Annotated in this window: 22 protein-coding genes; 13 read left to right on the top strand and 9 right to left on the bottom strand. The window is 63.9% G+C overall.

Annotated elements, in window-relative coordinates; genetic code table 11:
• Window positions 1-374: 374 nt before the first annotated feature.
• Window positions 375-5,276, top strand: coding sequence for an alpha-2-macroglobulin family protein (locus tag TU80_RS29005; RefSeq protein ID WP_057005972.1), 4,902 nt, complete (start codon window positions 375-377; stop codon window positions 5,274-5,276).
• Between the two features lie 194 nt (window positions 5,277-5,470).
• Here TU80_RS29005 and TU80_RS29000 read toward each other — a convergent pair whose 3' ends face one another.
• Window positions 5,471-5,764, bottom strand: coding sequence for a hypothetical protein (locus tag TU80_RS29000; RefSeq protein ID WP_017849656.1), 294 nt, complete (start codon window positions 5,762-5,764; stop codon window positions 5,471-5,473).
• Window positions 5,765-5,854: 90 nt separating this feature from the next.
• Between TU80_RS29000 and pbpC the strand changes: the two genes are divergently transcribed.
• The 5 genes from pbpC to TU80_RS28975 all read left to right on the top strand — a co-directional run bounded on the left by pbpC (window position 5,855) and on the right by TU80_RS28975 (window position 10,625).
• Window positions 5,855-8,185 (top strand): peptidoglycan glycosyltransferase PbpC, encoded by a 2,331-nt coding sequence (gene pbpC / locus TU80_RS28995; protein WP_082643915.1) that lies wholly within the window; start codon window positions 5,855-5,857, stop codon window positions 8,183-8,185.
• 159 nt (window positions 8,186-8,344) lie between these two features.
• Window positions 8,345-8,653, top strand: a complete 309-nt coding sequence (locus tag TU80_RS28990; protein ID WP_057005971.1) for a MazG-like family protein — start codon at window positions 8,345-8,347, stop codon at window positions 8,651-8,653.
• Window positions 8,646-9,395 carry a methyltransferase gene (locus TU80_RS28985; protein WP_017849653.1) on the top strand — a complete coding sequence of 250 codons (750 nt, stop codon included), beginning with the start codon at window positions 8,646-8,648 and terminating at the stop codon, window positions 9,393-9,395. The genes TU80_RS28990 and TU80_RS28985 overlap by 8 nt, the downstream gene beginning before the upstream one ends.
• A gap of 24 nt (window positions 9,396-9,419) precedes the next feature.
• Window positions 9,420-10,022: a DUF4136 domain-containing protein gene (locus TU80_RS28980; RefSeq protein ID WP_046485729.1), complete on the top strand. Its 603-nt coding sequence runs from the start codon at window positions 9,420-9,422 to the stop codon at window positions 10,020-10,022.
• A gap of 45 nt (window positions 10,023-10,067) precedes the next feature.
• On the top strand, window positions 10,068-10,625 hold the full coding sequence (locus TU80_RS28975) for a DUF4136 domain-containing protein (protein WP_046485731.1): 558 nt from the start codon (window positions 10,068-10,070) through the stop codon (window positions 10,623-10,625).
• Between the two features lie 35 nt (window positions 10,626-10,660).
• Here the strand turns inward: TU80_RS28975 and TU80_RS28970 are convergent, their stop codons facing one another.
• Both TU80_RS28970 and TU80_RS28965 read right to left on the bottom strand, forming a co-directional pair.
• Window positions 10,661-11,509 (bottom strand): MaoC family dehydratase, encoded by an 849-nt coding sequence (locus TU80_RS28970; protein ID WP_057005970.1) that lies wholly within the window; start codon window positions 11,507-11,509, stop codon window positions 10,661-10,663.
• Window positions 11,510-11,511: 2 nt separating this feature from the next.
• On the bottom strand, window positions 11,512-12,864 hold the full coding sequence (locus TU80_RS28965; RefSeq protein ID WP_057005969.1) for a 3-oxoacyl-ACP reductase: 1,353 nt from the start codon (window positions 12,862-12,864) through the stop codon (window positions 11,512-11,514).
• Window positions 12,865-12,978: 114 nt separating this feature from the next.
• On the opposite strand from TU80_RS28965, the gene TU80_RS28960 reads away from it, so the two are divergent.
• Window positions 12,979-14,256, top strand: coding sequence for an acetyl-CoA C-acetyltransferase (locus TU80_RS28960; RefSeq protein WP_017849648.1), 1,278 nt, complete (start codon window positions 12,979-12,981; stop codon window positions 14,254-14,256).
• 135 nt (window positions 14,257-14,391) lie between these two features.
• Window positions 14,392-15,291, top strand: coding sequence for a PA4780 family RIO1-like protein kinase (locus tag TU80_RS28955; protein WP_017849647.1), 900 nt, complete (start codon window positions 14,392-14,394; stop codon window positions 15,289-15,291).
• Between the two features lie 512 nt (window positions 15,292-15,803).
• Here the strand turns inward: TU80_RS28955 and cueR are convergent.
• The 3 genes from cueR to TU80_RS28940 form a co-directional block, all read right to left on the bottom strand.
• Window positions 15,804-16,205 carry a Cu(I)-responsive transcriptional regulator gene (gene cueR / locus TU80_RS28950; RefSeq protein ID WP_026140370.1) on the bottom strand — a complete coding sequence of 134 codons (402 nt, stop codon included), beginning with the start codon at window positions 16,203-16,205 and terminating at the stop codon, window positions 15,804-15,806.
• A 2-nt stretch (window positions 16,206-16,207) separates the two neighbouring features.
• Window positions 16,208-18,409: a heavy metal translocating P-type ATPase gene (locus tag TU80_RS28945; RefSeq protein WP_057005968.1), complete on the bottom strand. Its 2,202-nt coding sequence runs from the start codon at window positions 18,407-18,409 to the stop codon at window positions 16,208-16,210.
• Between the two features lie 66 nt (window positions 18,410-18,475).
• Window positions 18,476-18,856: a hypothetical protein gene (locus TU80_RS28940; RefSeq protein WP_046384837.1), complete on the bottom strand. Its 381-nt coding sequence runs from the start codon at window positions 18,854-18,856 to the stop codon at window positions 18,476-18,478.
• A gap of 147 nt (window positions 18,857-19,003) precedes the next feature.
• Here TU80_RS28940 and TU80_RS28935 point away from each other — a divergent pair, with 147 nt between their 5' ends.
• Both TU80_RS28935 and TU80_RS28930 read left to right on the top strand, forming a co-directional pair.
• Window positions 19,004-19,195, top strand: coding sequence for a heavy-metal-associated domain-containing protein (locus tag TU80_RS28935; RefSeq protein ID WP_017849643.1), 192 nt, complete (start codon window positions 19,004-19,006; stop codon window positions 19,193-19,195).
• An 83-nt stretch (window positions 19,196-19,278) separates the two neighbouring features.
• Window positions 19,279-20,472 carry a multidrug effflux MFS transporter gene (locus TU80_RS28930; protein WP_017849642.1) on the top strand — a complete coding sequence of 398 codons (1,194 nt, stop codon included), beginning with the start codon at window positions 19,279-19,281 and terminating at the stop codon, window positions 20,470-20,472.
• 6 nt (window positions 20,473-20,478) lie between these two features.
• Here TU80_RS28930 and TU80_RS28925 read toward each other — a convergent pair whose 3' ends face one another.
• The 3 genes from TU80_RS28925 to TU80_RS28915 all read right to left on the bottom strand — a co-directional run bounded on the left by TU80_RS28925 (window position 20,479) and on the right by TU80_RS28915 (window position 22,257).
• Window positions 20,479-20,664: a hypothetical protein gene (locus tag TU80_RS28925; RefSeq protein WP_057005967.1), complete on the bottom strand. Its 186-nt coding sequence runs from the start codon at window positions 20,662-20,664 to the stop codon at window positions 20,479-20,481.
• Between the two features lie 145 nt (window positions 20,665-20,809).
• The gene (locus TU80_RS28920) at window positions 20,810-21,823 is read right to left on the bottom strand and encodes a zinc-binding alcohol dehydrogenase family protein (protein ID WP_057005966.1); all 1,014 of its coding nucleotides are present in this window, start codon (window positions 21,821-21,823) and stop codon (window positions 20,810-20,812) included.
• 140 nt (window positions 21,824-21,963) lie between these two features.
• Window positions 21,964-22,257, bottom strand: coding sequence for a putative quinol monooxygenase (locus TU80_RS28915; RefSeq protein WP_057005965.1), 294 nt, complete (start codon window positions 22,255-22,257; stop codon window positions 21,964-21,966).
• Between the two features lie 118 nt (window positions 22,258-22,375).
• Between TU80_RS28915 and TU80_RS28910 the strand changes: the two genes are divergently transcribed.
• The 3 genes from TU80_RS28910 to TU80_RS28900 all read left to right on the top strand — a co-directional run.
• Window positions 22,376-23,302: a LysR family transcriptional regulator gene (locus TU80_RS28910; protein ID WP_017849637.1), complete on the top strand. Its 927-nt coding sequence runs from the start codon at window positions 22,376-22,378 to the stop codon at window positions 23,300-23,302.
• 137 nt (window positions 23,303-23,439) lie between these two features.
• Window positions 23,440-24,135, top strand: coding sequence for an ArsR/SmtB family transcription factor (locus TU80_RS28905; protein WP_017849636.1), 696 nt, complete (start codon window positions 23,440-23,442; stop codon window positions 24,133-24,135).
• A 105-nt stretch (window positions 24,136-24,240) separates the two neighbouring features.
• A partial coding sequence (locus TU80_RS28900; RefSeq protein ID WP_248843153.1) for an MFS transporter occupies window positions 24,241-24,945 on the top strand: 705 nt, incomplete at its 3' end.

Genomic DNA, 24,945 nt, shown 5'->3' with positions numbered 1-24,945 from the left:
GCCGCAGAACCAATGTGGAATGGGGGGTTAAATGTGGGAGGGGGGCAAATGTGAGGAGGGCCAAATGTGGGAGGGGGCTTGCCCCCGATTGCAGTGGATCAGCTACAAATAAGCTGACTGACTCACCGCCATCGGGGGCAAGCCCCCTCCCACATTTGGCCTCATTCCACATTTGGCCTCATTCCACATTTAGCCCTCATTCCACATTTTGATTTTTTGTGATTTTGATCTTTTGTGTTTGTGGGATTTGGCTTGGATCGCGTGACGCGAAGAACCAAACTGCCCTCCGTCGGTCAATGTGACCAGCGCCACATCGGCTTGGCTGGCGCTGATATATAGTTCATCCCTCGGTTCCCTCTGACGACGAGTGCCCCATGCTTAACAAAGGACTGTTCCTGGCTTGCGCGCTGGCCCTGCTGAGCGCCTGCGATTCTTCCGATAAACCGACTGCGCCGAGCGCGCCGGCAGCCGCGAGCAGCGTGGCGCCGAAGCCGGCCAAGGCGGCGGTGGATGTGGCGGCGCTGAAGCAGCGCTACGCCGGGCGTGAGTTGAGTGTGGTGGACGTGTCCGAGGTGCAGTTGGACGGCGCCAGCACCTTGTCGGTGAGTTTTTCCGTGCCGTTGGACCCGGAGCAGAAGTTCGCCGACAAGCTGCATCTGGTGGACAGCAAGTCGGGCAAGGTCGACGGCGCCTGGGAGCTGTCGGATAACCTGATGGAGTTGCGCCTGCGCCACCTGGAGCCGCAGCGCAAGTTGGTGCTGACGGTCGACCCGGGCGTGCGCGCGGTGAATGACAACCTGTTGCCCGCCGAGTACGTCGCCCGCCTGGAAACCCGTGACCTGCAAGCCACCGTCGGTTTCGCCAGCCGTGGCACGCTGTTGCCCACGCGGCTGGCCGAGGGGTTGCCGGTGATTGCGCTGAATGTCGACAAGATCGATGTCGAATTCTTCCGGATCAAGCCCGAATCCCTGCCATCGTTCCTCGCCCAGTGGGGGCGCAATACCAGCCTGCAAAGCTATGAGTCCCGCGAACTGCTGCCGCTGGCCGATCTGGTCTACGGCGGCCGCTTCGACCTGAACCCGGCGCGCAATACCCGCGAAACCCTGTTGCTGCCGATCGCCGGCCTCAAGCAACTGCAGCAGCCGGGCGTATACCTGGCGGTGATGCGGGCGTCGGGCACCTACAACTATTCGCAACCGGCCACGCTGTTCACCTTGAGTGATATCGGCCTGTCGGTTCACCGCTACGCCAATCGCCTGGATGTGTTTACCCAGGCGTTGGACGGTGGCAAGGCGCTGGATGGCGTCGACCTCGAAGTGCTCGACGCCGAGGGCCGGGTGGTGGGCCAAGGCAAGACCGAGCAGGGCGGTCACGCCGAATTGCCGTTGCCGAAAAAGGCCCAGGTGCTGCTGGCCAAGCAGGGCGAACAAACCAGCCTGTTGCGCCTGGACAGCGCCGCGCTCGATCTGGCGGAGTTCGATATCGGCGGCCAACCGTCGCACCCGCTGCAGTTCTTTGTGTTCGGCCCACGCGATCTGTATCGCCCTGGCGAAACCGTGCTGCTTAACGCCTTGCTGCGCGACAAGGACGGCAACGCGGTCAAGCCGCAGCCAGTGAGCGTCGAAGTGCGCCGCCCGGATGAGCAGGTCAGCCGCAAATTCGTCTGGGACGCCGACGCCTCCGGCCTCTATCAATATCAACTGCAATTGGCCGGCGAAGCGCCGACCGGGCGCTGGCAGTTGGTGTTCGACCTGGGCGACGGCAAGCCGCAGTTGTACGAGTTCCTCGTCGAAGACTTCCTGCCCGAGCGCCTGGCGCTCGAACTCAAGGGCAGCGACACGGCATTGAGCCCGGCGGATAACCCGGTCATTCAGGTCAACGGCCGCTACCTCTACGGCGCGCCGGCGTCGGGCAACCGGGTCAGCGGGCAGGTGTATGTGCGTCCGCTGCGCGAGGCGGTGAAATCGCTGCCGGGTTACCAGTTCGGCTCCGTCACCGAAGAAGAGCTGAGCCAGGATTTCGAACTGGATGAAAGCGTGCTCGACGCCAAGGGCCAGGAAGCCCTGACCCTGGAAAGCAAATGGGCCGACGCCAAGTCGCCGCTGCAACTGATCGTGCAAGCCAGCCTGCATGAGTCGGGCGGGCGGCCGATCACCCGGCGCCTGGTGCAGCCGATCTGGCCGGCCGAGCAGTTGCCGGGCCTGCGCGGGCTGTTTGACGGCAAGGAAACCAACGGCGACGGCCCGGCGGAATTCGAAGTGCTGCTGGCCAACCAGGACGGGCAGAAACTCGCCGCGAAAAACCTCAAGGTCCGCCTGGTGCGCGAGCGCCGTGACTACTACTGGAATTACTCGGACAGCGACGGCTGGAGCTACCACTACAACGAGAAATTCCTCAACCTCGACGAACAGAGCCTGGACATCAAGGCCGGCGACACCGCCAAAGTCAGCTTCCAGGTGGAGTGGGGCCCGTACCGCGTCGAGGTCGAAGACCCGCAGACCGGGCTGGTCAGCAGCCTGCGCTTCTGGGCCGGCTACCAGGCCCAGGACAACACCGAAGGCGGCGCCGTGCGCCCCGATCAGGTCAAGCTGGCGCTGGACAAACCCGCCTATGGCGACGGCGATACCGCCAACGTCACGGTGACGCCGCCGGCGGCCGGTAAAGGCTACCTGCTGGTCGAGTCCGCCGAGGGGCCGCTGTGGTGGCAGGCGATCGACGTGCCGGCCGAGGGCAAAAGCTTCGCCGTGAAACTCGACCCGAAATGGGCGCGCCATGACCTCTACGTCAGTGCCCTGGTGATCCGCCCCGGCGAGCGCAAAGCCAACATCACCCCCAAACGGGCGGTGGGCCTGCTGCACCTGCCGCTGGATCGCACCCAGCGCAAACTGGGGCTGACCCTCACCGCGCCGGAAAAAATGCGCCCCAAACAAGCGCTGACGGTGAAAGTTACCGCGAAAAATGCCGACGGCAGCGTGCCCAAGCAGGTGCATGTGCTGGTGGCGGCGGTGGACGTGGGCATCCTCAATATCACCGAATACCCGACGCCCGATCCGTACTCCAGCCTGTTCGGCCGCAAGTCGTATGGCGTGGACCAGTTCGACATCTATGGTCAACTGATCGAAGCCGGCCAGGGCCGCCTGGCGAGCCTGGCCTTCGGCGGTGACGCCGCATTGGCCAAGGGCGGCAAACGCCCGGACACCAGCGTGACCATCGTCGCCCTGCAAAGCGCACCGGTGACGTTGAACGCGCAGGGCGAGGGTGAAGTCAGCGTCAATATCCCCGACTTCAACGGCGAGTTGCGCCTGATGGCCCAGGCCTGGAGCGATGACCGCTACGGCATGGCTGAAGCCAAAACCGTGATCGCCGCACCGCTGATTGCCGAACTGTCGGCGCCGCGCTTCCTCGCGGGCGGCGACCAGACCAGCTTGGCGCTGGACCTGTCCAACCTGTCGGGCAAGGCGCAAAAGCTCGACGTGCAACTGAGCGCCGAAGGGCAACTGGAACTGGTCGACAACGCCGCGCAATCGCTTGAACTGAAACAGGGCCAGCGCACCACGCTGCGCATCCCGGTGAAAGCCTGGGGCGGTCTGGGGCAGGGCAAGCTCAAGGTCACGGTGAATGGCCTGGACCTGCCCGGTGAAAACCTGCCGCCGTTCAGCCGCGAATGGACCTTGGGCGTGCGCCCGGCCTATCCGGCCTTGCTCAAGCACTATCGTGCGGTGCTCAAGGAGCAGCCGTGGAGCTTGCCGGCGGGGGCGCTCGATCAATTCGACAGCGCGGGGCGCGAGGCGTTGTTGAGCCTGTCGAGCCGGCCGCCGTTGAACCTCGGCGCGCAAATCAGTGCGCTCAAGGCTTACCCCTACGGTTGCCTGGAGCAGACCGCCAGCGGCCTGTACCCGTCGCTGTATGCCGACGATGCCTTGCTCAAGCGCCTGGGCATCAAGGGTGAGCCGGACGCCGAGCGCAAACGCAAGATCGAGCTGGGCATCGAACGCCTGCTGGGCATGCAGCGCTACAACGGCAGCTTTGGCTTGTGGGGCGCCGATGGCGAAGAGGAATACTGGCTGACTGCCTATGTCACCGACTTCCTGCTGCGCGCCCGCGACCAGGGCTTCGCCGTGCCGCCGCAAGCCTTGAAGAAAGCCAGTGAGCGTCTGCTGCGGTATGTGCAGGAGCGCAACCTGATCGAAGTTGATTACAGCGACAACGCCGAGCACACCCGCTTCGCTGTGCAGGCCTACGCCGGCCTGGTACTGGCGCGCAGTCAGCAGGCGCCGTTGGGCGCGTTGCGCAGTCTGTTCGAGCGGCGCAGCGATGCGCGCTCCGGGTTGCCACTGGTGCAACTGGCCATCGCCTTGCAGAAAATGGGCGACCAGCCGCGTGCCGATCAAGCCTTGCTCGCAGGGCTGGCGGCGCAGCGCAATGCCAAGGAATGGCTGGCCGACTACGGCAGCCCGCTGCGCGACCAGGCGATGATCCTGGCGTTGCTCGAAGAAAACGACCTGGCCAAGGGCAAGCGTGAAGAGCGCTTGTTCACCTTGTCGGATCAGTTGGCAGCCAGCCCGTACCTGTCGACCCAGGAACGCAACTCGCTGTTCCTGGCCGGGCGCCTCGGGTTCGCCCAGCCCGAGTCGAATTGGCAGGTGTCGCTCACCGGCAGCGGCGGCGTGCGCGAATTGAATAATCAACAGTCGACGCTGGCGTTGACGGGCGCGCTGCTGTCCAGCGACCTGAGCCTGCGCAATCAGGGCGAGACGCCGGTGTACCAGCAGTTGACGATCTCGGGTTATCCACAAGTGCCACCGGCCGCTGGCGGCGACAACCTGAGCATCCGCCGCGAATACCTGGGCATGAACGGCCAGCCGCTGAACCTGCGTAGCCTCAACAGCGGCGACCTGGTGCTGGTGCATCTGGCGGTCAGCGCCAAGCAGCGTGTACCGGATGCCCTGGTGGTGGACCTGCTGCCGGCAGGCCTGGAGCTGGAAAACCAGAACCTCGCGCAAAGCGCCGCAAGCCTGGAAAACGCCAGCAGCCAGGTGAAGGAATGGCGCGAGTCGATGCAGAACGCCTCGCTCAAGCATCAGGAGTTTCGTGATGACCGCTACGTGGCGGCGATGAACCTGGATGGCTATGGCACCACGCACTTGTTGTATCTGGCGCGGGCGGTGACGCCGGGGACGTATCGGGTGCCGCCGCCGCAGGTGGAGTCGATGTATCGGCCGAACTGGCAGGCGGTGGGGGAGACGCCGGTGGATCTGGTGATCAAGGGGCGTTGAAAGCTCGATGTGGAATGGGGGCTAAATGTGCAGTGGAGGCTAAATCTGGGAATGGGGCTAAATGTGGAATGAGGGCTAAATGTGGGAGGGGGCTTGCCCTCGATGGCGGTGGGTCAGTCACCTGATGCATTGACTGAAATACAGCTATCGGGGGCAAGCCCCCTCCTACAGGGATTGGTGGTGTTTTTTTGGGGTTAGTGGACTACCCAGCTGAGTAGCCACAGGCCGAGCATCAGCCAGATGATGCCCATGATGATCGATGCGCGCATGAAGGCGCGTACCGCCGAGTACAACAGCATCAGGCCGAGGATCAGGGTAATGATGCTGATGATGGAAGTGTCCATGCCCAAGGTGCGCGACAGGCCATCGATAAAGTTGCCACCGGCGTGGGTCAAGGCACCGAAGATGCCGCTGAGGCCGTCGACGATAAAACGGATGACGGAACCGAGCGCCTGGCCCAACCATTCGAAGAAGCTTTCTACCTGCATGTGTGTGTCCTGATGAGAAGGTGGGCGTGTCTGTGCCTTTGGTTGTTATTGCGACAGGCTAGTTCCCTACAAGCATAGAGGTTTGCCCGTTTGAGTTTGCGTTTAGTTGCTCGCTGGACCCTCGCGAGCCTGCTCCTGATGATTGCCCTGCTGTGGTTGGCCGACCGCATCTGGCCCCTGCCGCTGCCCAAGGACGACCTGGCGCGGGTGGTGCTGGCCGAGGATGGCACGCCGTTGTGGCGGTTTGCCGATGCCAATGGCGTGTGGCGTTACCCGGTGCAAACCGCTGAGGTGTCGCCGTATTACCTCGATGCGTTGCTCACCTACGAGGACCGTTGGTTCTACCAGCACCCCGGCGTAAACCCGTTCGCGCTGGCGCGGGCGACGTGGCAGAACCTGACCGGTGCGCGGGTGGTGTCGGGCGGTAGCACCTTGTCGATGCAGGTCGCCCGTTTGCTCGATCCCCATTCGCGCACGTTCCACGGCAAGCTGCGCCAGCTGTGGCGCACCGCGCAGTTGGAATGGCACTTGTCCAAGGCCGAGATTCTCAACCTGTACCTGAACCGCGCGCCGTTTGGCGGCACCTTGCAAGGCGTGGCGGCGGCCAGTTGGGCGTATCTGGGCAAGTCGCCGGCGCAACTGACCCACGCCGAAGCCGCCTTGCTCGCGGTGTTGCCCCAGGCGCCGAGTCGCCTGCGCCCCGACCGCCACCCCCAGCGCGCCCAGGAAGCGCGGGACAAGGTGCTGCGCCGCCTCGGCGAGTTCCAGGTATGGCCGTCATCGGCAGTGGCCGAAGCGCTGGAAGAACCGTTGCTGCTCGCGCCGCGCCTGGAGCCCAGCCTGGCGCCCTTGCTCGCCCGTCGCCTGAACCGCCCCGACAGCCCGCCGCTGATCCGCACCACCCTGGATGCCACCCTGCAACGCCGTCTCGAAGACCTGCTGCTGGGCTGGCGCGCGCGTTTGCCGGAATACACCTCGGCGGCGATCCTGGTGGTGGAGGAAGACAGCATGGCCGTGCGCGCCTACCTCGGCTCGGTGGACATCAATGATGCCAAGCGCTTCGGCCATGTGGACATGATCAGCGCCCTGCGTTCGCCGGGCTCGACCCTCAAGCCCTTCCTGTATGGCATGGCCCTGGACGACGGGCTGATTCACTCCGAATCGCTGTTGCAGGATGTGCCCAGGCGCTATGGCGATTACCGGCCGGGCAACTTCTCCATGGGCTTTACCGGCGCGGTGCCGGCGAGCACGGCGTTGTCCAGTTCGCTCAACCTGCCGGCGGTGCAGTTGCTGGAAGCCTACGGGCCGAAGCGCTTCGCCGCGCAGATGCGTATCGGCGGGGTGCCGCTGGCGCTGCCGGCGTTGGCCGAGCCGAACCTGGCGCTGATCCTGGGCGGCGCGGGCAGTCGCCTGGAAGATCTGGTGAGCGGCTACAGCGCTTTCGCTCGCGACGGCAGGAGCGCCACGATTCGATTACAGCCGGACGATACGCTTAGAGAACGGCCTTTACTGTCGCCAGGGTCCGCCTGGATTGTACGGCGTATCCTCAGCGGCCAGGCGCGGCCCGACCGCGACCCGCGCGCCGAACTGGTGCAGCGCCCGGTGCTGGCCTGGAAAACCGGCACCAGCTACGGGTTCCGCGATGCCTGGGCGATCGGCGTGGGGCCGCGCTATTTGATCGGCGTGTGGATCGGCCGCCCCGACGGCACGCCAGTGCCGGGGCAGTTCGGCTTGGCCTCGGCCGCACCCTTGATGTTGCAGGTACACGATGTGTTGACCAACCGCGACCGCCAACGCGGCATCAGCGCGCCGGTCAAACCGGTGCCGGCAAACGTCGGCGTGGCGGCGATCTGCTGGCCGCTGGGCCAGCCCATGAGCCGCAGCGATCCGAATTGCCGGCGCCAGCGCTTCGCCTGGACGCTGGACAACACCACACCGCCGACCTTGCTGGCACTGGATCAACCGCTGGGTGTGGGCTTGATGGAAAGCGTCTGGGTCAACCCCAAGGGTTTGAGGGTGGACGCCCATTGCCCGGGCGCGCAGTTGAAGAACATTGCCCTGTGGCCCGCGCCGTTGGAACCCTGGCTACCGCGGGCCGAACGCCGCGACGCACGCTTGCCGGCCGCGGACCCCGATTGCCCGCCGCCGGCCCTGGCGGCGTCCTCGCCATTGTCGATTGTCGGCGTGCGCGAAGGCGATCAACTGCGCCTGCCCGCCGCCAGCCAACAGGCGCTGCGCCTGAAGATCTCGGCGCTGGGCGGCAGCGGCCGGCGCTGGTGGTTCCTCAACGGTGCGCCGTTGGGCGACAGCGCCAACCAGGACAGCATCAACGCCAGTTTCGAGCAATTGGGCCGCTACCAGCTCAGCGTTCTCGACGAGGCCGGCCAAACCGCCCGAATCGAATTCAGCGTCGTCGACTGAATCGCCATCACTGCCAAACCAACCCCCACATTCCGATGTGTGAATCCATTCAAATGTGGGAGCAGGCTTGCCTGCGATAGCGCCCTAAAGTCCATCCCCCCGGATTCACTTGCCTTCATCCCTGATCCCCCCGAAGCTATACCCCTTCAGGAGCCCCTCATGAACCTCGAACACCTCACCGAACGCCTGCATCGCATCCGCGATACCAACGATTGGAAACAATTCCACAGCCCGAAAAACCTGGCCATGGCCGCCAGCGTGGAAATGGCCGAGTTGGTGGAAATCTTCCAATGGCTCACCGAAGACCAGTCGCGCCAGTTGCCCGGCGACACACTCGCCCATGCCGGCCAGGAAGTCGGCGATATCGTGCTGTACCTGCTGTTGCTGTGCAGCGAGTTGGGCCTGGACATGAACGAGGTGGTGCGCGCCAAGCTGGCCGACAGCGAACGGCGGTTTATCCATGAGTGATCGTCACTTCGACCAACTGGCCACGCGTTTTGCCGAGAAGATCTACGGCGGTGCCAAGGGCGCGATTCGCCTGGCGGTATTGCAGGCCGACCTCACCGAAGCCCTGCCGCAACGGCCGTTGCGTGTGCTGGATATCGGCGCGGGCCTGGGGCACATGTCGCTGTGGCTGGCCGAGCGCGGGCATCAGGTGACCCTGGCCGAACCCGCCGAGCCGATGCTGAGCGGTGCGCGCCAACGCTTCGCCGAGGCGGGGCAGAGCGCGACCTTCATCCATGCGCCCTGGCAAGACCTGCTCGGCCAACTCACCGAACCCTACGATGTGGTGCTGTGCCACGCGGTCCTCGAATGGCTGGCCGAACCCCACGCTATCCTGCCCGTGCTGCACCAGTTGACGGTGCCTGGCGGCTGGCTGTCCCTGGCGTTCTACAATCGCGATGCGCTGATTTACCGCAACCTGCTCAAAGGCCACTTCCGCAAAATGCGCAAGAACGACATGGCCGGCGAAAAACAGAGCCTGACCCCGCAGCAGCCGCTCGACCCGCGAGAGCTGGCGGCGCAACTCGAGGGGCTTTGGCAGGTCGAAAGCCAGAGCGGCGTGCGGGTGTTCCACGATTATATGCCGGTGGAATTCCAGGCCCGCGTGGCGTTGCAGGATGTGCTGGAGATGGAGCTCGCCCATCGTCGTCACCCAAGCTTTGCCGGACTTGGGCGTTATTTGCACTGGATCTGCCGTCCGGTTTAAGCGGCCCAGTCAGTGGAGGTCGAAATGCGTCGTTTCGGGTTAATCCTGTTGTCCCTTGGGCTGGGCGCCTGCTCCAGCCCCAATCCCTACGTGGCCACCTCGGCGCCGATGCCGCCGGCTCCGGCCCAGGCGGCCAGGACCTTTGATGCCAGCGCCTACCCCGCGCCGGTGCGTGACTACGGCGCCTACCGCATTTGGGCCTGGCGCAACGGCCAGTTGCCAGCGGGCACGGCCTGGGCGGACTCGGCGCAGATTGCCGAAGCGGTCAGCGGCGCCCTCGACCAGCGAGGCTTGCGCCCCCTGCACGACAACCGCGCGCCCGACCTGCTGGTGAGCGCCGACGTGCATCTGGAGAAGCGCCTCAAGCAGGTCCAGGATGACTACGGCTATGGGTACGGTGGCTACAATCGTTATGGCAATGGCTACGGCATGTACAACTCGGCGCCGATCGTGCGTACCTATGAAGTTCAGGTCGTGGTGGTGCGGGTCAATCTGTTCGATGCACGCAGCGGTCAGCCGGTGTGGAGCGCCAGCGCCGAAACCGGCAGTCAGGGCAGCCTCAGTGAGCGAGCCGATGCGTTGCGCAAGGCTGTGCAAAAGGCAATGACGGCGTATCCTCCCAGTTAACAGCTATTCTCATTTAATGCCCGGGTCGCTCGTTGGAGAACCATCATGTTTGGACGTATCGCAACGCTCGCTTTGGTCGTGCTGCTGGGCGGTTGCCAGACCAGCCAGGTCAACCACGATTTCGATGCCAGCCGGGACTTCGGCGCCTACCGCAGTTGGGCCTGGAAAGACCCGGCGCTGCAATACCGTCCCGATGATCCGCGGATCAAGAGCGACCTCACCGAACAACGTATCCGCCAGGCCGTCGGTGAACAACTCGACCAACGCGGCCTGCGCCCTGCGGCGGCGGGCACCCGGGCGGACCTGAATGCGCAGGCCTACCTGATCGTCGAAGACCGCCAGCAACAAGTCAGCACCAACTACGGCGGCGCCTGGGGCGGGCCGTGGAATGGCTACTGGGGCGCGCCGATGTACAACGAAACGCGCAACATCACCTACAAGGTGGCGACCATCCAGATCGACCTGCTCGACGGCAAGGACGGCAAACTCGTCTGGCGCGGCAGCGACGAGCAGATCATGGCCAGCTCGCCCGAGCCGCAGGATCGCAGCAACGCCATCCGCAAGACGATCGCGCGAATCCTTTCCAGCTACCCGCCGCGCTGACACGCTGTTGCCCCGAGAGAGATGAGCGGCCGGTTTCAGCCAATCGGCTGCCACCGGCCGACCATGTGCTCAATCTCCCCCGCGCCTTTCAACCACAACTGGCCACTGGAACCGGCGACGCTGGCGTGCAGGGTGACCTCGCTGGGCAGGCGCACCGGTTTCTTGAATTCGACCTCTATTTCGATATTCGCCGTGGGCAGGTGCTCGCCGAGGGCGGCGAGGGTGCGCGCCTTGTTCCACAGGCCGTGGGCGATGGCTTGGGGGAAACCGAATAGTCTGGCGGTCAGGGCGCTCAAGTGGATCGGGTTGTAGTCGCCGGACACCCGGGCGTAACGACGGCCGATATCGGCCGGGGCTTTCCAGCGGGTCAGTTCGCTGACCTGGGTGGGCGTGGGCAAGGCGTCGTCCGCCGCTGCGCCGTCGAGCTTCACGCCACGGCAGAGCATGCGGCTCTGCGCTTCCCACAGCAGGCCGAGGGCATCTTCGGCGGTGGTCACCAGCTCAAACGTCGCGCCTTTGGCGTGGGGTTTGAGATGGTGTGCGTGGACGGCGATGGTCAGCTCACTCACCGCCCCCAAGGGCCGATACACACGGATGCGATTGCGCAGGTGGACCAGCCCCAACAACGGGAACGGAAACGATGGCGCCGTCAGCAGTTTTAACTGCAGGCCGAACGCCAGCACGTGCGGATACGTCGCCGGCAGCATCGGGCTGTCGGCAAAGCCACACACCTGGCGATACGCTGCCACCTGCTCGGGGTTGACGCTCACGCGGCAGCGAAACCCCTGCTCGGGCAAATGGCTGCCGGTGATCCTGCGCTTGAGCGCCGCGCGCCAGTACAACGGCATAAGCTGCGGCGGGTGGTCCAGGGTGGTCCAGTCCATGCTTACGCTCCCAGTACACTTTGCCCACACACCCGCAGTGCCTGGCCGCTGACCGCGCCGGAACCCGGCTGACCGAGCCAGGCGACCGCTTCGGCGACGTCCTGCGGCAAGCCGCCTTGGCCCAGGGAACTCATGCGGCGCCCGGCCTCACGCAGGGCGAAGGGGATATGCGCGGTCATCTGGGTTTCGATAAAACCGGGAGCCACGGCGTTGATGCTGATCCCTCGCGCTTTCAACAGCGGCGCCCAGGCCTGGGCCAAGCCGATCAGCCCGGCCTTGCTCGCGGCATAGTTGGTTTGCCCGCGGTTGCCGGCAATCCCGCTGATGGAGGCCAGCAGCACCACGCGTGCGTTGTCGTGCAGGGTGCCGCTGTCGAGCAGGGCCTTGGTCAGCACTTGCGGCGCATTGAGGTTGACCGCCAGCACGGCGTCCCAGTATTCCGGGGTCATGTTGGCGAGGGTTTTGTCGCGGGTGATGCCGGCGTTATGGACGAGGATGTCGAGGCCGTCCGGCAGTTGTTCGATCAACTGGCGGGCGGCGTCTTCGGCACAGATGTCCAGCACGATGCTGCGCCCTCCCAGGCGCGCCGCCAGGGCTTCGAGGTCAGCCTTGGCCTGGGGCACGTCCAGCAGAATCACCTCGGCGCCATCGCGGGCGAGGGTTTCGGCGATGGCGGCGCCAATGCCGCGCGCCGCGCCGGTGACCAGCGCCTTGCGCGCGGCAAGCGGGCGGGTCCAGTCTTCGACGGGGGTGGCGCAGGCTTCCAGGCGAATCACCTGGCCCGAGATGTAGGCACTTTTGGGCGACAGGAAAAACCGCAACGCCCCTTCCAGCTGGTCCTCGGCACCTTGGCCGACCGACAGCAATTGCAATACGCCGCCGTTGCGCAGTTCTTTGGCCAGGGAGCGGCTGAACCCTTCGAGGGCGCGCTGGGCGCTGGCGGCGAACGGGTCGCTGAGACTTTCCGGCGCGCGGCCGAGGATCACCAGGTGCGCGCTGTGATCGAGGTTTTTCAGCAGGGGCTGAAAGAACTCGCGCAATTGCTTGAGCTGGTCGGTGTGTTGCAAGTCGCTGGCGTCGAACACCAGCGCCTTGAGCTTGGGGCCATGCCCGGGAATCCAGGCCGGGGCATCCAGCGGCCCGGCGCCGTAGTTATAAATGGCCTCGGTGAGTTTGTGCGCAAACGCCAGCACCTTGGCCGCCAGCGCCCCGCCGCCGAGCAGCAGCGCGCCGTCGACCGGGCGCAGACGCCCGGCTTGCCAGCGCTCCAGGCGTGCCGGTGACGGCAGGCCAATGGCGGCGACCAGGCGATGGCCGAGGCTTGAGTTGGCGAAGTCGATATAACGGTCAGACATGGAACGCTCTCCAAAGGCTGGGGTTCAAAGGGTTGACCACCTCGCGGCGGCAGTCGTTCGATTGAGCCTAGGCTAGTCTGAACGACTTACCCCACAACCGACAGGGAGCTTTCCATGACTCAATTGCGCCGTGTAGCGATCATTGGCGGTAATCGCATTCCTTTCGCCCGCTCCAATGGCCCGTATGCCACGGCGAGCAACCAGGCGATGCTGACGGCGACCCTCGAAGGCCTGATCGAGCGCTACAACCTGCACGGCCTGCGCCTGGGCGAGGTGGTCGCCGGCGCGGTGCTCAAGCATTCGCGCGACTTCAACCTGACCCGCGAATGCGTGCTGGGTTCGCGCCTGTCGCCGCAAACCCCGGCCTATGACATTCAGCAGGCCTGCGGCACCGGGCTGGAGGCGGCGTTGCTGGTGGCCAACAAGATTGCCCTGGGCCAGATCGAATGCGGGATTGCCGGTGGGGTGGACACCACGTCCGACGCACCGATCGGGGTGAACGAAGGGCTGCGCAAGATTCTGCTGCAGGCCAACCGCAGCCAATCCTTGGCGGACAAACTAAAACTTTTGTTACAACTCCGTCCCCATCACCTCAAACCCGAGCTGCCGCGCAATGGCGAACCCCGCACCGGTTTATCTATGGGTCAGCACTGTGAGCTGATGGCGCAGACCTGGCAGATTCCGCGCGCCGAGCAAGACCAGCTCGCCCTGGAGAGCCACCAGAAAATGGCCGCGGCCTACGCCGAAGGCTGGCACAACGATTTGCTCACCCCGTTTCTGGGCCTGACCCGCGACCACAACCTGCGCCCCGACCTGACCCTGGAAAAACTCGCCGGCCTCAAGCCCGCCTTCGAGCGCAGCGCCAAAGGCACGCTCACCGCTGGCAACTCCACGCCGCTGACGGACGGCGCCTCCCTGGTGTTGCTCGGCAGCGAAGCCTGGGCCAGGGAGCGCGGCTTGCCGATCCTGGCTTACCTGCGCGACGGCGAAGCGGCGGCGGTGGATTTCGTCAACGGCGCCGAAGGCCTGTTGATGGCGCCGGTGTACGCCGTGCCGCGTTTGCTGGCGAGGAATGGCCTGACACTGCAGGACTTCGATTACTACGAGATCCACGAAGCATTCGCTGCCCAAGTGTTGTGCACGCTCAAGGCCTGGGAAGATGCGGACTACTGCAAGACGCACCTGGGGCTGGACGCGCCGCTGGGTTCGATCGACCGCAGCCGCCTCAACGTCAAGGGCAGTTCCCTGGCCGCCGGCCATCCGTTTGCCGCGACGGGCGGGCGTATCGTCGCCAACCTGGCCAAGCTGTTGGACGTCGCGGGCAAGGGGCGCGGGCTGATTTCAATCTGTGCCGCCGGAGGGCAGGGCGTGACAGCGATCATTGAACGCTGAATTGCGTGGAAAACTGGCATATTGGATGCATTCTTCGGTGGTCAAAGCTCGGTAGCCCCTCCCCGAGGCGAGCCGATTGCCGTATAACGAGTGCCATACGCGTGTTTGGTAATAAAGGACCCACAATAAAAGCTGATGAAGACTCCTAAACGCATTGAACCCCTGATCGAAGACGGTCTGGTCGACGAAGTGCTGCGCCCACTCATGAGTGGTAAAGAAGCAGCTGTTTATGTGGTGCGCTGCGGCAACGAATTGCGTTGCGCCAAGGTTTACAAGGAGGCGAACAAACGAAGTTTTCGTCAAGCGTCCGAATACCAGGAAGGCCGAAAGGTCCGTAACAGCCGGCAGGCCCGGGCGATGGCCAAGGGTTCAAAATTCGGTAAGAAAGAAACCGAAGATGCTTGGCAGAACGCCGAAGTCGCGGCGTTGTTCCGCCTGGCCGGCGCGGGCGTTCGCGTGCCCAAACCGTATGACTTCCTTGAAGGCGTGCTGTTGATGGAGCTGGTGGCCGACGAGTACGGCGATGCGGCGCCGCGCCTGAACGACGTGGTGCTGGAGCCGGACCAGGCACGCGAGTACCACGCGTTCCTGATCTCCCAGATCGTGCTGATGCTGTGTACCGGCCTGGTGCATGGTGACCTGTCGGAGTTCAACGTACTGCTCACGCCGACCGGCCCGGTGATCATCGACCTGCCCCAGGCGGTGGATGCGGCGGGCAACAACCACGCGTTCAACATGCTGGAGCGGGATGTGGGCAACATGGCTTCCTACTTCGGGCGCTTTGCCCCGGAGCTGAAGAAGACCAAGTACGCCAAGGAAATGTGGGCGCTGTACGAAGCCGGCACCTTGCACCCGGCCAGCATCTTGACCGGCGAGTTCGACGAACCGGAAGAACTGGCCGACGTGGGCGGCGTGATCCGCGAGATCGAAGCGGCGCGACTGGACGAAGAGCGGCGCCAGGCGGCTCGCGCGGCGGATGATGCGCCACCGAGCAAAACGCCTGACGAACCACCGCCACCGCCTTGGATGCAGTGACCCCCCAAGCTGTTGTCGATATAAACAGTGTGGAAGTGATCTTCAGGCAATTGGAGATCTAAAAAGTGTAGAAGTGATCTTCAGGTAATTGGAGATCTAAATGTGGGAGGGGGCTTGCCCCCGATAGCGCCGTGTCAGTCGATACGTATATTGACTGGTCCACCGCTATCGGGGGCAAGCCCCCTCCCACATTGGTTTTGTGTACACCCCTTACCCCCTTCAGGCGCAGCAACCTCCCGACGCGTGGAAGTGATCTTCAGGCAATAGAAGATCTAAAAATGTGGGAGGGGGCTTGCCCCCTCCACATTGGTTTTGTGTACACCCCTTACCCCCTTCAGGCGCAACCACCACCCGACGCGTGGAAGTGATCTTCAGGCAATAGAAGATCTAAAAATGTGGGAGGGGGCTTGCCCCCGATAGCGCCGTGTCAGTCGATACGTATATTGACTGATCCACCGCTATCGGGGGCAAGCCCCCTCCCACATTGGTTTTGTGTACACCCCCTTACCCCTTCAGGCGCAGCAACCACCCGACGCCAATTCCTTGAGAATCGGACAGTCCGGCCGATGATCGCCGTGGCAGTGTTCCACCAGGTCCTGCAACGTATCGCGCAACTGCCCCAGCTCCAGAATCTTTTGGTTCAGCTCCTCGATATGCTGGCGCGCCAAGGCCTTCACATCGGCGCTGGCCCGTTGCCGGTCCTGCCACAACGTCAGCAGCTTGCCGACTTCTTCCAATGAAAACCCCAGATCCCGCGAGCGCTTGATGAACGCCAGGGTGTGCAAATCGTCGGCACCGTACACGCGATAGCCGCTCTCGGTGCGATGGGCGGCTTTGAGCAGGCCGATGGATTCGTAGTAGCGAATCATCTTGGCGCTCAAACCGCTTGAACGCGCCGCCTGGCCGATGTTCATGCTCATGGATGTGGGTCCTCCAGATCCTTGGGTTTCCAGGTTTTCAACAACAGCGCATTGCTCACCACGCTGACGCTGGACAAGGCCATCGCCGCGCCGGCCAACACCGGGTTGAGCAGGCCGAACGCCGCCAGGGGAATACCGATCAAGTTATACACAAAGGCCCAGAACAGGTTCTGGCGGATCTTCGCGTAGGTCTTGCGGCTGATCTCCAGCGCGGCCGGCACCAGGCGTGGATCGCCACGCATCAGGGTGATGCCGGCAGCGTGCATGGCCACGTCGGTGCCGCCGCCCATGGCGATGCCGATGTCGGCGGCGGCCAGGGCCGGGGCGTCGTTGATGCCGTCGCCGACCATCGCCACCACGCCGGTTTTTTTCAGTTCGGCGACGGTGGCGGCTTTGTCGGCCGGGAGCACTTCGGCGTGGACATCGTCGATGCCCAGCGCCTGGGCGACTACCCGCGCACTGCCGCGATTATCGCCGGTGAGCAAATGGCTGCTGATGTGCCGCGCCTTGAGTTGGGCCACGGCTTCCAGCGCGCCGGGCTTGAGAGTGTCGCCGAAAGCGAACAGCCCGAGTACCCGCGGTTGCGCGCCTTGCTCGATCAGCCAGGACAAGGTGCGGCCCTCGGCTTCCCAGGCCTTGGCCGAAGCGTTCAGTGCGCCCGCGTCCAGCCCGTTGTCTTCCAGCAGACGGCGGTTGCCCAGGGCCAGCGGCCGACCGTCGAGGGTGCCGGCAATGCCGCGCCCGGTCAGGGACTGGCTGGCGCTCACATCGGCCACGTTTAGCCCTTGTTCGTGGCAGGCATCCAGCACCGCCTTGGCCAGCGGGTGTTCGCTGCCGCGTTGCAAGGCGCCGGCCTGTTGCAGCAGCAGCGGTTCGTTGCCGTCGACTGCCGCCAAGTGGGCGATCTTCGGCGTGCCGGAAGTGAGCGTGCCGGTTTTGTCGAATACCACCGCGCTGACGGCGTGGGCGCGCTCCAGCGCTTCGGCATCCTTGATCAGGATACCGTGACGCGCCGCCACGCCGGTGCCGGCCATGATCGCAGTTGGTGTGGCCAGGCCGAGGGCGCACGGGCAGGCGATCACCAGCACGGCGACCGCATTGATGATCGCAGTCTCCAGCGAAGCGCCGTACAGCCACCAGCCGAGCAGCGTGAGCAACGCCAGCACCAGCACCGTCGGCACGAACACCTGGCTGACTTTATCCACCAGTTTCTGGATCGGTGCCTTGGCCGCCTGGGCGTCTTCCACCAGGCGGATGATGCGCGCCAGCACGCTTTCCGCGCCGAGGGCCACGGTGCGGACCAGCAAGCGCCCTTCGCCGTTGATCGCGCCACCGGTGACCTTGTCGCCTGGTTGTTTCGGCACTGGCAGGCTTTCGCCGCTGATCAGCGCTTCGTCGGCATGGCTTTGGCCGTCCACCACTTCCCCGTCCACCGGGAAGCGCTCGCCGGGTTTGACCAGCACGTGGTCGCCGAGCTTGAGCGCGTTGATCGCGACGTCTTCTTCGCGGCCGTCAACCACCCGAATCGCGCGCTCCGGGCGCAAGGCTTCCAGGGCCCGGATGGCGCTGGCGGTCTGGCGTTTGGCGCGGCTTTCCAGGTATTTGCCGAGCAGCACCAGGGCGATCACCACCGCCGAGGCTTCGAAATACAGGTGCGGCATGCTGCCGGCGGGCGCGGTGAGCCATTCATACAGGCTCAGACCGTAACCGGCGCTGGTGCCGATCGCGACCAGCAAGTCCATATTGCCGGCGCCGGCGCGCACGGCTTTCCACGCGGCGATGTAAAAGCGCGCACCGAAGATGAACTGCACCGGCGTGGCCAGGGCGAACTGGACCCAGGCCGGCAGCATCCAGTGCAGGCCGAAGGGCTGTGCCAGCATCGGCAGCACCAGCGGCAATGCGAGCACAATCGCCAGCAACAGCGCCCAACGCTCGTGGTGCAGGCGCTCGGCTTGATCGGCATCGGTCTTGGTTTCGCTTTGGGGCAGCGACGCGCTGTAGCCGGCCTTGTCGACGGCGGCGATCAGCACGGCGGGGTCCATCTGGCCGAGCACCTCGATATGGGCGCGCTCGTTGGCCAGGTTCACGCTGACACGTTGCACCCCCGGCACCTTGCCCAGCGCGCGCTCGACACGCCCGGCGCAGCTGGCGCAGGTCATGCCGCCGATGGGCAGGTCAAACGTGGTGGTTCCATTCATGGGGCAGTCCTCCTGAAGAAGTTGCCCCTAGGATCAACCTTGACCTGTGGGGAAGGTCAAGCGTCTTTAGTATTCCAATGCCGCAGGTTTGAGGTACATGCCTTCCGGGCCTTGGGCGATGCGCAACTTGCGCACATCACCGGCCTTCAGCGTGATGTTCTGCGCGGGTGGCGCCAACAGGCCCGGCAGGCAACCCGACGATTGGCCCGGCAGCAGCTTCAGGCGCAGCGACACATTGCCGGCCGGCAGGTTGAACGAGGTGGACTGTTCCTGGAACAGGCGCCCGGCCAACTGGTCCTGGATGTACAGGCCGATCTCGCAGTTGGTCGGTACTTCCAGGCGTTCGCGGGAAATGATCAACACCGCGTAGTCTTCGGCGGCGCTGGCCATGGGCGCAGCGGCAGACAAACTCATCAGGCCGACAAGGCCAAAAAACGACCAGCGCATGGCGAATGCTCCGTGGTTCACATCAAAGATGGGTGAAGCTTGGCCGACTGCGTCACCGAATACCAGCCCGGCGGCTATTTTTGCCGCTTGACCTTGCCATCGTGGCAAGGTCGACACTGCGTCCACCCTCATTAAAGGAGTCATGTCATGCAAGTATTCAACGTTGAAGGAATGACCTGCGGCCATTGCGTCCGGGCAGTGACCCAGGCGGTGCAGAATCAGGACCCGGCAGCCGAAGTGAAAGTCGACCTGGCGGCCAAGCAAGTCAGCGTGCAAAGCCAGTTGAGCCGCGACGTGATCGCCGGCTTGATCCGTGAAGAAGGCTACAGCGTCGCCTGATTTAATAGTTAGCGAGCTATCGTAATGTTCAACGCACCCAAGCGCGGCTAGACTGTCGGGCTGCCGACATACTTGGGTGCCTGATGAACCTGCGCATACTCCTGATTTTGGGCGCCTTGAGCGCCTTCGCGCCGCTGGCGATCGACTTTTACCTGCCGGGTTTCCCGGCGATGGCGACGGCGTTCGCCACCGATGAAAAACATATCCAGCTGACCTTGGCGGTGTATTTCGGCGGCCTGGCCATCGGCCAATTGATCTACGGTCCGCTGGCGGACCGCTTTGGTCGTCGTGTGCCGCTGCTCAGCGGGGTCACGTTGTTTACGCTGGCCTCCTTCGCCTGCGCCTACGCGCCGTCTTTGGAATGGCTGATCGGCGCACGCTTCGTGCAGGCCCTCGGCGGTTGCGCGGGCATGGTGATTTCCCGCGCGGTGGTCAGCGACAAGTGTGATGTGGTGACTTCGGCCAAGGTGTATTCGCAACTGATGCTGGTGACCGGCCTGGCGCCGATCCTTGCGCCATTGGCGGGCGGGCTGATGGTCGGGGTGTGGGGCTGGCAGTCGATCTTCCTGGCGCTGACGGTGTTCAGCGTGATGGCCGCGATCGCGGTGGCGGTCGGTTTGCCGGAAACCTTTCCGGCCCATCAGCCTCGGCAACCGTTGTCCGGGTCGCTGCGCCGCTATATCGACCTGTTGTCGGACCGGGTCTACCTCGGTTACGCCCTGACCGGGGGCATTTCGATTGCCGGGATGTTTGCCTACATTGCCGGTTCACCGTTCGTATTCATCAAACTCTATGGCGTGCCCGCCGAGCATTTCGGCTGGGTATTCGGCTCCAACGCCGCCGGCTTTATCCTGATGGCCCAAGTCAATGCGCGCTTGCTCGCCAAGCGCGGGCCGGCGTTCTTGCTGTCGCGCACGGTGTGGCTCTACATGCTGGCGGCGTTGGCGCTGCTCGGCGTCGCGGCCTTGCGCACCGATGCGTTGTGGCCGTTGCTGCTGCCGCTGTTTATCTGCATTGCCAGCCTGGGCTGCATTTTGCCCAACACCTCGGCCTGCGCCATGAGCGGGCAGGGCGCGCGAGCCGGTAGCGCCTCGGCAATGCTCGGTTGCATTCAGTTCGGCGTGGCAGCGGGGGCGGCTTCGTTGGTGGGCGTGTTGCACGACGGCACGGCGATGCCGATGGCGATGGTCATCAGCTTGTGCGGGGTCTTGGCGGTGACGATTGCACTGTCGACCCAGCGCCTGCAACGGGCACGTGCCCTACAGGCGCAGGTCTGAAAGACGTCAGCCAGCGGCGGCGGAGCGTTGCTGGTCGAGTGGGAAACGGTGGGGCGCCTGGATGCGCGCTTGCAGGGTCTCGGCGAAGGCGCGGGCTTCGGCCTCACTGCGGAAGGTGATGGGTTCGCCGTCGAGACGGACCTGCCATTTATTGCCCGGGGATTTTGCTAACGCTTTTATCAGGATCTTCATTGCTGACTTCCTCACGTAAAAGAATCGTGGCAAAGGCCGCCAATATAAACCCGAATACGTTCACAATGATGACAAAGGTCAATTCCCTGACTAGTGGTGTCGTCCATCACTTACACGAATGACGGACGACACTGACAGACCTCTTTCAGAACCCTTCCAGCACGATCTTACCCTTGGCCTTGCCGCTTTCGAGCAGCGCGTGGGCGCGGCGTAGGTTCTCGGCGTTGATCACGCCGAAGTGCTCGCCCACGGTAGTTTTCAGGGTGCCGGCATCGATCAGCTCGGCGACGCGATTGAGCAGGTTGTGTTGCTCGATCATGTCCGGCGTCTGGAACATCGAGCGGGTGTACATGAACTCCCAATGCAGCGACAGGCTCTTGCGCTTGAGTTTGCTCACGTCCAGGGCCTTCGGATCGTCGATCAGCGCCAGCTTGCCCTGGGGCTGCAAGGCTTCGACCAGTTGATCCAAATGGTGGTCGGTCTGGGTCAGGCTGGCGACGTGGGTCACCTGGGCCACACCCGCGTGTTTCAGAGCTTCGCTCAGCGGCTGGCTATGGTCGATCACCAGGTCAGCGCCAAGGGCCTTGGCCCAGGCCTGGGTTTCCGGGCGCGACGCGGTGCCGATGACCTTCAGTGCGGTGAGCTGGCTGGCCAATTGGGTCAGGATCGACCCCACGCCGCCGGCAGCGCCGACGATCAGCAGGCTCTGGCCTTCGTCCTTTTTACCCTCGCGCACTTGCAGGCGTTCGAACAACAGTTCCCAGGCGGTGATGGCGGTCAGCGGCAAGGCGGCTGCGTCGGCAAAACCCAGGCTCTTGGGCATATGGCCGACGATGCGCTCGTCCACGGTGTGCAGTTCGCTGTTGCCGCCCGGGCGTACCAGGGAGCCGGCGTAGAACACGTTGTCACCGGCCTTGAACAGCGTCACTTCACTGCCGACGGCCTTGACCACACCGGCCACGTCCCAGCCGAGCACCTTGGCGGCGCCGTTTTCCGGGGCGACGTTCTGGCGGACCTTGGTGTCCACCGGGTTGACCGAGATGGCTTTGACTTCCACCAGCAGGTCGCGCGGGCCGGCGACTGGTTCCGGCAGCTCGATGTCTTGCAGGGATTTCGGATCGTTGATCGGCAGTGAGGCGTAGTAGGCAATGGCTTTCATGGGGGCTCCAGAAGTAGGGAGTTGACTGTAGGAGCGAGCTTGCTCGCGAAAAACTCACAGGGGCCGCGCTGAATCAAAAGCGCGGCGTCATCGTTTACGATTTTCGCGAGCAAGCTCGCTCCTACAAAAAAACGCGGTGATCAGGCAAGAAATTTCAGGCGCTTGAGTTCGAAGTGCGCGAGTACGTCGGCGGCCTTGGCGCGGAAACTCTGGATGTGTGCGCTCTGGTCGTGGTCGCCCAGGGCCGCGTCGTCGCGCCAGCGTTCGAGCATGTAGAACGTCTCGGGATGTTGCAGGTCCTGGTGCAGGTCGTACTGTTCGCAACCGGCTTCCTGGCGGGTCGGTTCCAGCAGGCCGCGCAGCAGCGACTCGAGGGTGTGTTGTTGGCCAGGTTTGGCGATCAGCGTGGCGATGACGTTAAAGGCAGCGGACATATTCGACTCCTGACACGGGCTGTATGGGATGGGCAGATGATTGGCTATTTCCGATGCAGATAAAAGCGGCTAAAACAGCAGTCTGTTTCAACAATATTTTGATAATGGGTGGAATTGGATGCTGCGCTTTGATGATTTGCAGTTGTTCGTGCGCGCAGCGGACCTGGGCAGTCTGTCGGCCGCGGCGCGGGTCATGGACCTGTCGCCGGCGGTGGCCAGCGCGGCGTTGAAGCGTATCGAACAGCAACTGGGCACGCGCTTGCTGGCGCGCTCCACTCGCAGCCTGCGCCTCACCGCTGAAGGGGACGGTTTTCTCGGATATGCGCGCGCCGCGCTGAGCTCGCTGGACGAAGGGCGGCGGTTATTGGCCAGTGGCCAGGACCATGTCAGCGGTGTGCTGCAACTGTCGGCACCCTCGGATTTTGGTCGCAACCAGCTGTTGCCCTGGCTCGACGAGTTCCAGCGTGACTATCCGCAACTGACGGTGCGCCTGTTGCTGGGCGACCGCATTGCCGACCTGTTCCGCCAGCCGGTGGATATCGCCCTGCGCTATGGCGAACCGGAGGATTCCAGCCTGGTCGCGCTGCCCGTCGCGCCGGATAACGTGCGCGTGCTGTGCGCGGCCCCCAGTTATCTCGAGCGCCACGGCGAACCGCGGCATCTGGAGCAACTGGCCCAGCACAATTGCCTGCTGTATATGCTCGGCACCCGCGTGCATGACCACTGGACGTTTCATGACGGCAAACGCGAAGTCAGCCTGACTGTCGGCGGCGACCGCTTCAGTGACGATGCTGACGTGGTACGGCGATGGGCTGTCGCCGGGGTGGGCATCGCCTACAAGTCCTGGTTGGATGTGAGCAGCGACGTCCGCGCCGGACGCTTGCGCGTGATTCTGCCTGAGCTGCGCGGCGAGCGGACGCCGCTCAACCTGTTATGCGCGCATCGCGCGCAGTTGAGTAAGCCCATCAACCTGCTGCGGGAAATGCTCGTGTCCCGTTGTGCGACATTGACCGCGCAGTGGTCGGAACAATTCACCAGTGCGTAATAGCCTCCACTAAAGCCGGAAATTTCACTCAGATCCTGTCCCTATCCGCGCTGTCAGACGCCGGGGAACTGGCTGCTTGCGCACCTATACTTTGGCGCCAACCACAGCAGAGAAATGATTTAACAAGGAGTGAACACATGGAACAGGCACCTTGCATCAGTCAGATTGCCAGCTTGCTCGCCGAGCCAAAACGCACCGCCATGCTCTGGGCCTTGATGGACGGCTCGGCCAAGTCTTCCCAGGAACTGGCGACGCTCACGGGGTTGTCGCCGGCCTCGGCGAATGCCCATCTGGCGCGGCTTACCGGCGGCGGTTTGCTGCGTGTCGAAGCGCGTCGCGGCAAGCGGTTGTTTCGTGTGGCGGCGGCGGATGTCAGCACCGCCATCGATGCCTTGGCCAGCACCACCATGGCCAGTGCGGCGCGCAGCTCTCCGCAGGCTTCACCGCTGACCCTGGCGGCGCCGGCCCCGCTGCGCCATGCGCGGTTATGCCATGGGCACCTCGGCGGCGAGCTGGCGGCGCAACTGTATCAGCGGATGATCGCGGCCGGCTGGATCGAGCGCCACGAGCTCCGCACCCAAGTCACGGTCAAAGGCGCGCAGCACCTGGCCGGCCTGGGCATTTTCACCCAGGCGCTGGCCTTGCCGCTGGTGTGCGACTGTTTCGATTGGAGCCAGCAGCAACCGCACCTGGGCGGCGCGCTGGGAGCCGGGCTATTGCAACTGTTTTTGCAGTCGAACTGGATCCGTGCGGTCAACGAGTCCCGCGCCTTGCTCGTCAGCGACACCGGGTTGGCGGAAATCACCCGGTTGGCCGTGCCCGACGCGCTCTGACCTGGATGACGTCGTTCAGAGTTGCGATCAGGTCGCACCCAGCAATAACCCGGAAAAACCATGGCCCACACTCCCAGAGGGGATTATTCACACAGGGGATGGGGCATGGGTACGCACGGCTATAGCGCGGCAGAACGGCTGGAACGGTTGCCCATCAGCGGTTACCACCGAGTCATTTTTATCATCATCGCCCTGGCGTTTTTCTTCGACTCCATGGATCTGGCGATGATGACTTTCCTGCTCGGCTCGATCAAAGCCGAGTTCGGCCTGAGCACGGCCCAGGCTGGCTTGCTGGCCAGTTCGAGTTTTTTCGGCATGGTGGTGGGCGCGTCGTTGTCCGGGATGCTCGCCGATCGCTTCGGGCGCAAGCCGGTGTTCCAGTGGAGCATCGTGTTGTGGGGGATCGCCAGCTACTTATGTTCCACGGCGCAGACGGTGGAGACGCTGACGTTGTTTCGCATCCTGCTCGGCATTGGCATGGGCATGGAGTTTCCGATCGCGCAGTCGATGCTCTCGGAGCTGATTCCGGCCAAGGGGCGCGGGCGCTATATCGCGTTGATGGATGGCTTCTGGCCGTTGGGTTTTGTGGCGGCGGGGGTGCTGTCGTACTTTTTGCTGCCGCTGATCGGCTGGCGCGACATCTTCCTGGTGCTGGCGGTGCCGGCGGTGTTTGTGCTGGCGATCCGGTTAATGAGATGGTCACCCCCAACACCCTGTGAGGGCTACGCTTTCACGGGGTGTTTTGTTTTCGGAGGCCATCATCATGAGCGAGTCAGCACTGATCGGTATCGATCTCGGCAAACATACTTT

It is taken from the genome of Pseudomonas veronii, from assembly GCF_001439695.1.
GTDB classification, from domain to species: Bacteria; Pseudomonadota; Gammaproteobacteria; order Pseudomonadales; family Pseudomonadaceae; genus Aquipseudomonas; species Aquipseudomonas veronii.
Note: the sequence above shows the minus strand (reverse complement) of the source record. Positions and strands in the feature narration are given on the sequence as shown.

Bases quoted from the DNA above. Each gene is read 5' to 3' on its own strand.
- TU80_RS29005 (WP_057005972.1), top strand. From the start codon at position 375: ATGCTTAACAAAGGACTGTTCCTGGCTTGCGCGCTGGCCCTGCTGAGC.
- TU80_RS29000 (WP_017849656.1), bottom strand. From the start codon at position 5,764: ATGCAGGTAGAAAGCTTCTTCGAATGGTTGGGCCAGGCGCTCGGTTCC.
- TU80_RS28990 (WP_057005971.1), top strand. From the start codon at position 8,345: ATGAACCTCGAACACCTCACCGAACGCCTGCATCGCATCCGCGATACC.
- TU80_RS28985 (WP_017849653.1), top strand. From the start codon at position 8,646: ATGAGTGATCGTCACTTCGACCAACTGGCCACGCGTTTTGCCGAGAAG.
- TU80_RS28980 (WP_046485729.1), top strand. From the start codon at position 9,420: ATGCGTCGTTTCGGGTTAATCCTGTTGTCCCTTGGGCTGGGCGCCTGC.
- TU80_RS28975 (WP_046485731.1), top strand. From the start codon at position 10,068: ATGTTTGGACGTATCGCAACGCTCGCTTTGGTCGTGCTGCTGGGCGGT.
- TU80_RS28970 (WP_057005970.1), bottom strand. From the start codon at position 11,509: ATGGACTGGACCACCCTGGACCACCCGCCGCAGCTTATGCCGTTGTAC.
- TU80_RS28965 (WP_057005969.1), bottom strand. From the start codon at position 12,864: ATGTCTGACCGTTATATCGACTTCGCCAACTCAAGCCTCGGCCATCGC.
- TU80_RS28960 (WP_017849648.1), top strand. From the start codon at position 12,979: ATGACTCAATTGCGCCGTGTAGCGATCATTGGCGGTAATCGCATTCCT.
- TU80_RS28955 (WP_017849647.1), top strand. From the start codon at position 14,392: ATGAAGACTCCTAAACGCATTGAACCCCTGATCGAAGACGGTCTGGTC.
- cueR (WP_026140370.1), bottom strand. From the start codon at position 16,205: ATGAACATCGGCCAGGCGGCGCGTTCAAGCGGTTTGAGCGCCAAGATG.
- TU80_RS28945 (WP_057005968.1), bottom strand. From the start codon at position 18,409: ATGAATGGAACCACCACGTTTGACCTGCCCATCGGCGGCATGACCTGC.
- TU80_RS28940 (WP_046384837.1), bottom strand. From the start codon at position 18,856: ATGCGCTGGTCGTTTTTTGGCCTTGTCGGCCTGATGAGTTTGTCTGCC.
- TU80_RS28935 (WP_017849643.1), top strand. From the start codon at position 19,004: ATGCAAGTATTCAACGTTGAAGGAATGACCTGCGGCCATTGCGTCCGG.
- TU80_RS28930 (WP_017849642.1), top strand. From the start codon at position 19,279: ATGAACCTGCGCATACTCCTGATTTTGGGCGCCTTGAGCGCCTTCGCG.
- TU80_RS28925 (WP_057005967.1), bottom strand. From the start codon at position 20,664: ATGAAGATCCTGATAAAAGCGTTAGCAAAATCCCCGGGCAATAAATGG.
- TU80_RS28920 (WP_057005966.1), bottom strand. From the start codon at position 21,823: ATGAAAGCCATTGCCTACTACGCCTCACTGCCGATCAACGATCCGAAA.
- TU80_RS28915 (WP_057005965.1), bottom strand. From the start codon at position 22,257: ATGTCCGCTGCCTTTAACGTCATCGCCACGCTGATCGCCAAACCTGGC.
- TU80_RS28910 (WP_017849637.1), top strand. From the start codon at position 22,376: ATGCTGCGCTTTGATGATTTGCAGTTGTTCGTGCGCGCAGCGGACCTG.
- TU80_RS28905 (WP_017849636.1), top strand. From the start codon at position 23,440: ATGGAACAGGCACCTTGCATCAGTCAGATTGCCAGCTTGCTCGCCGAG.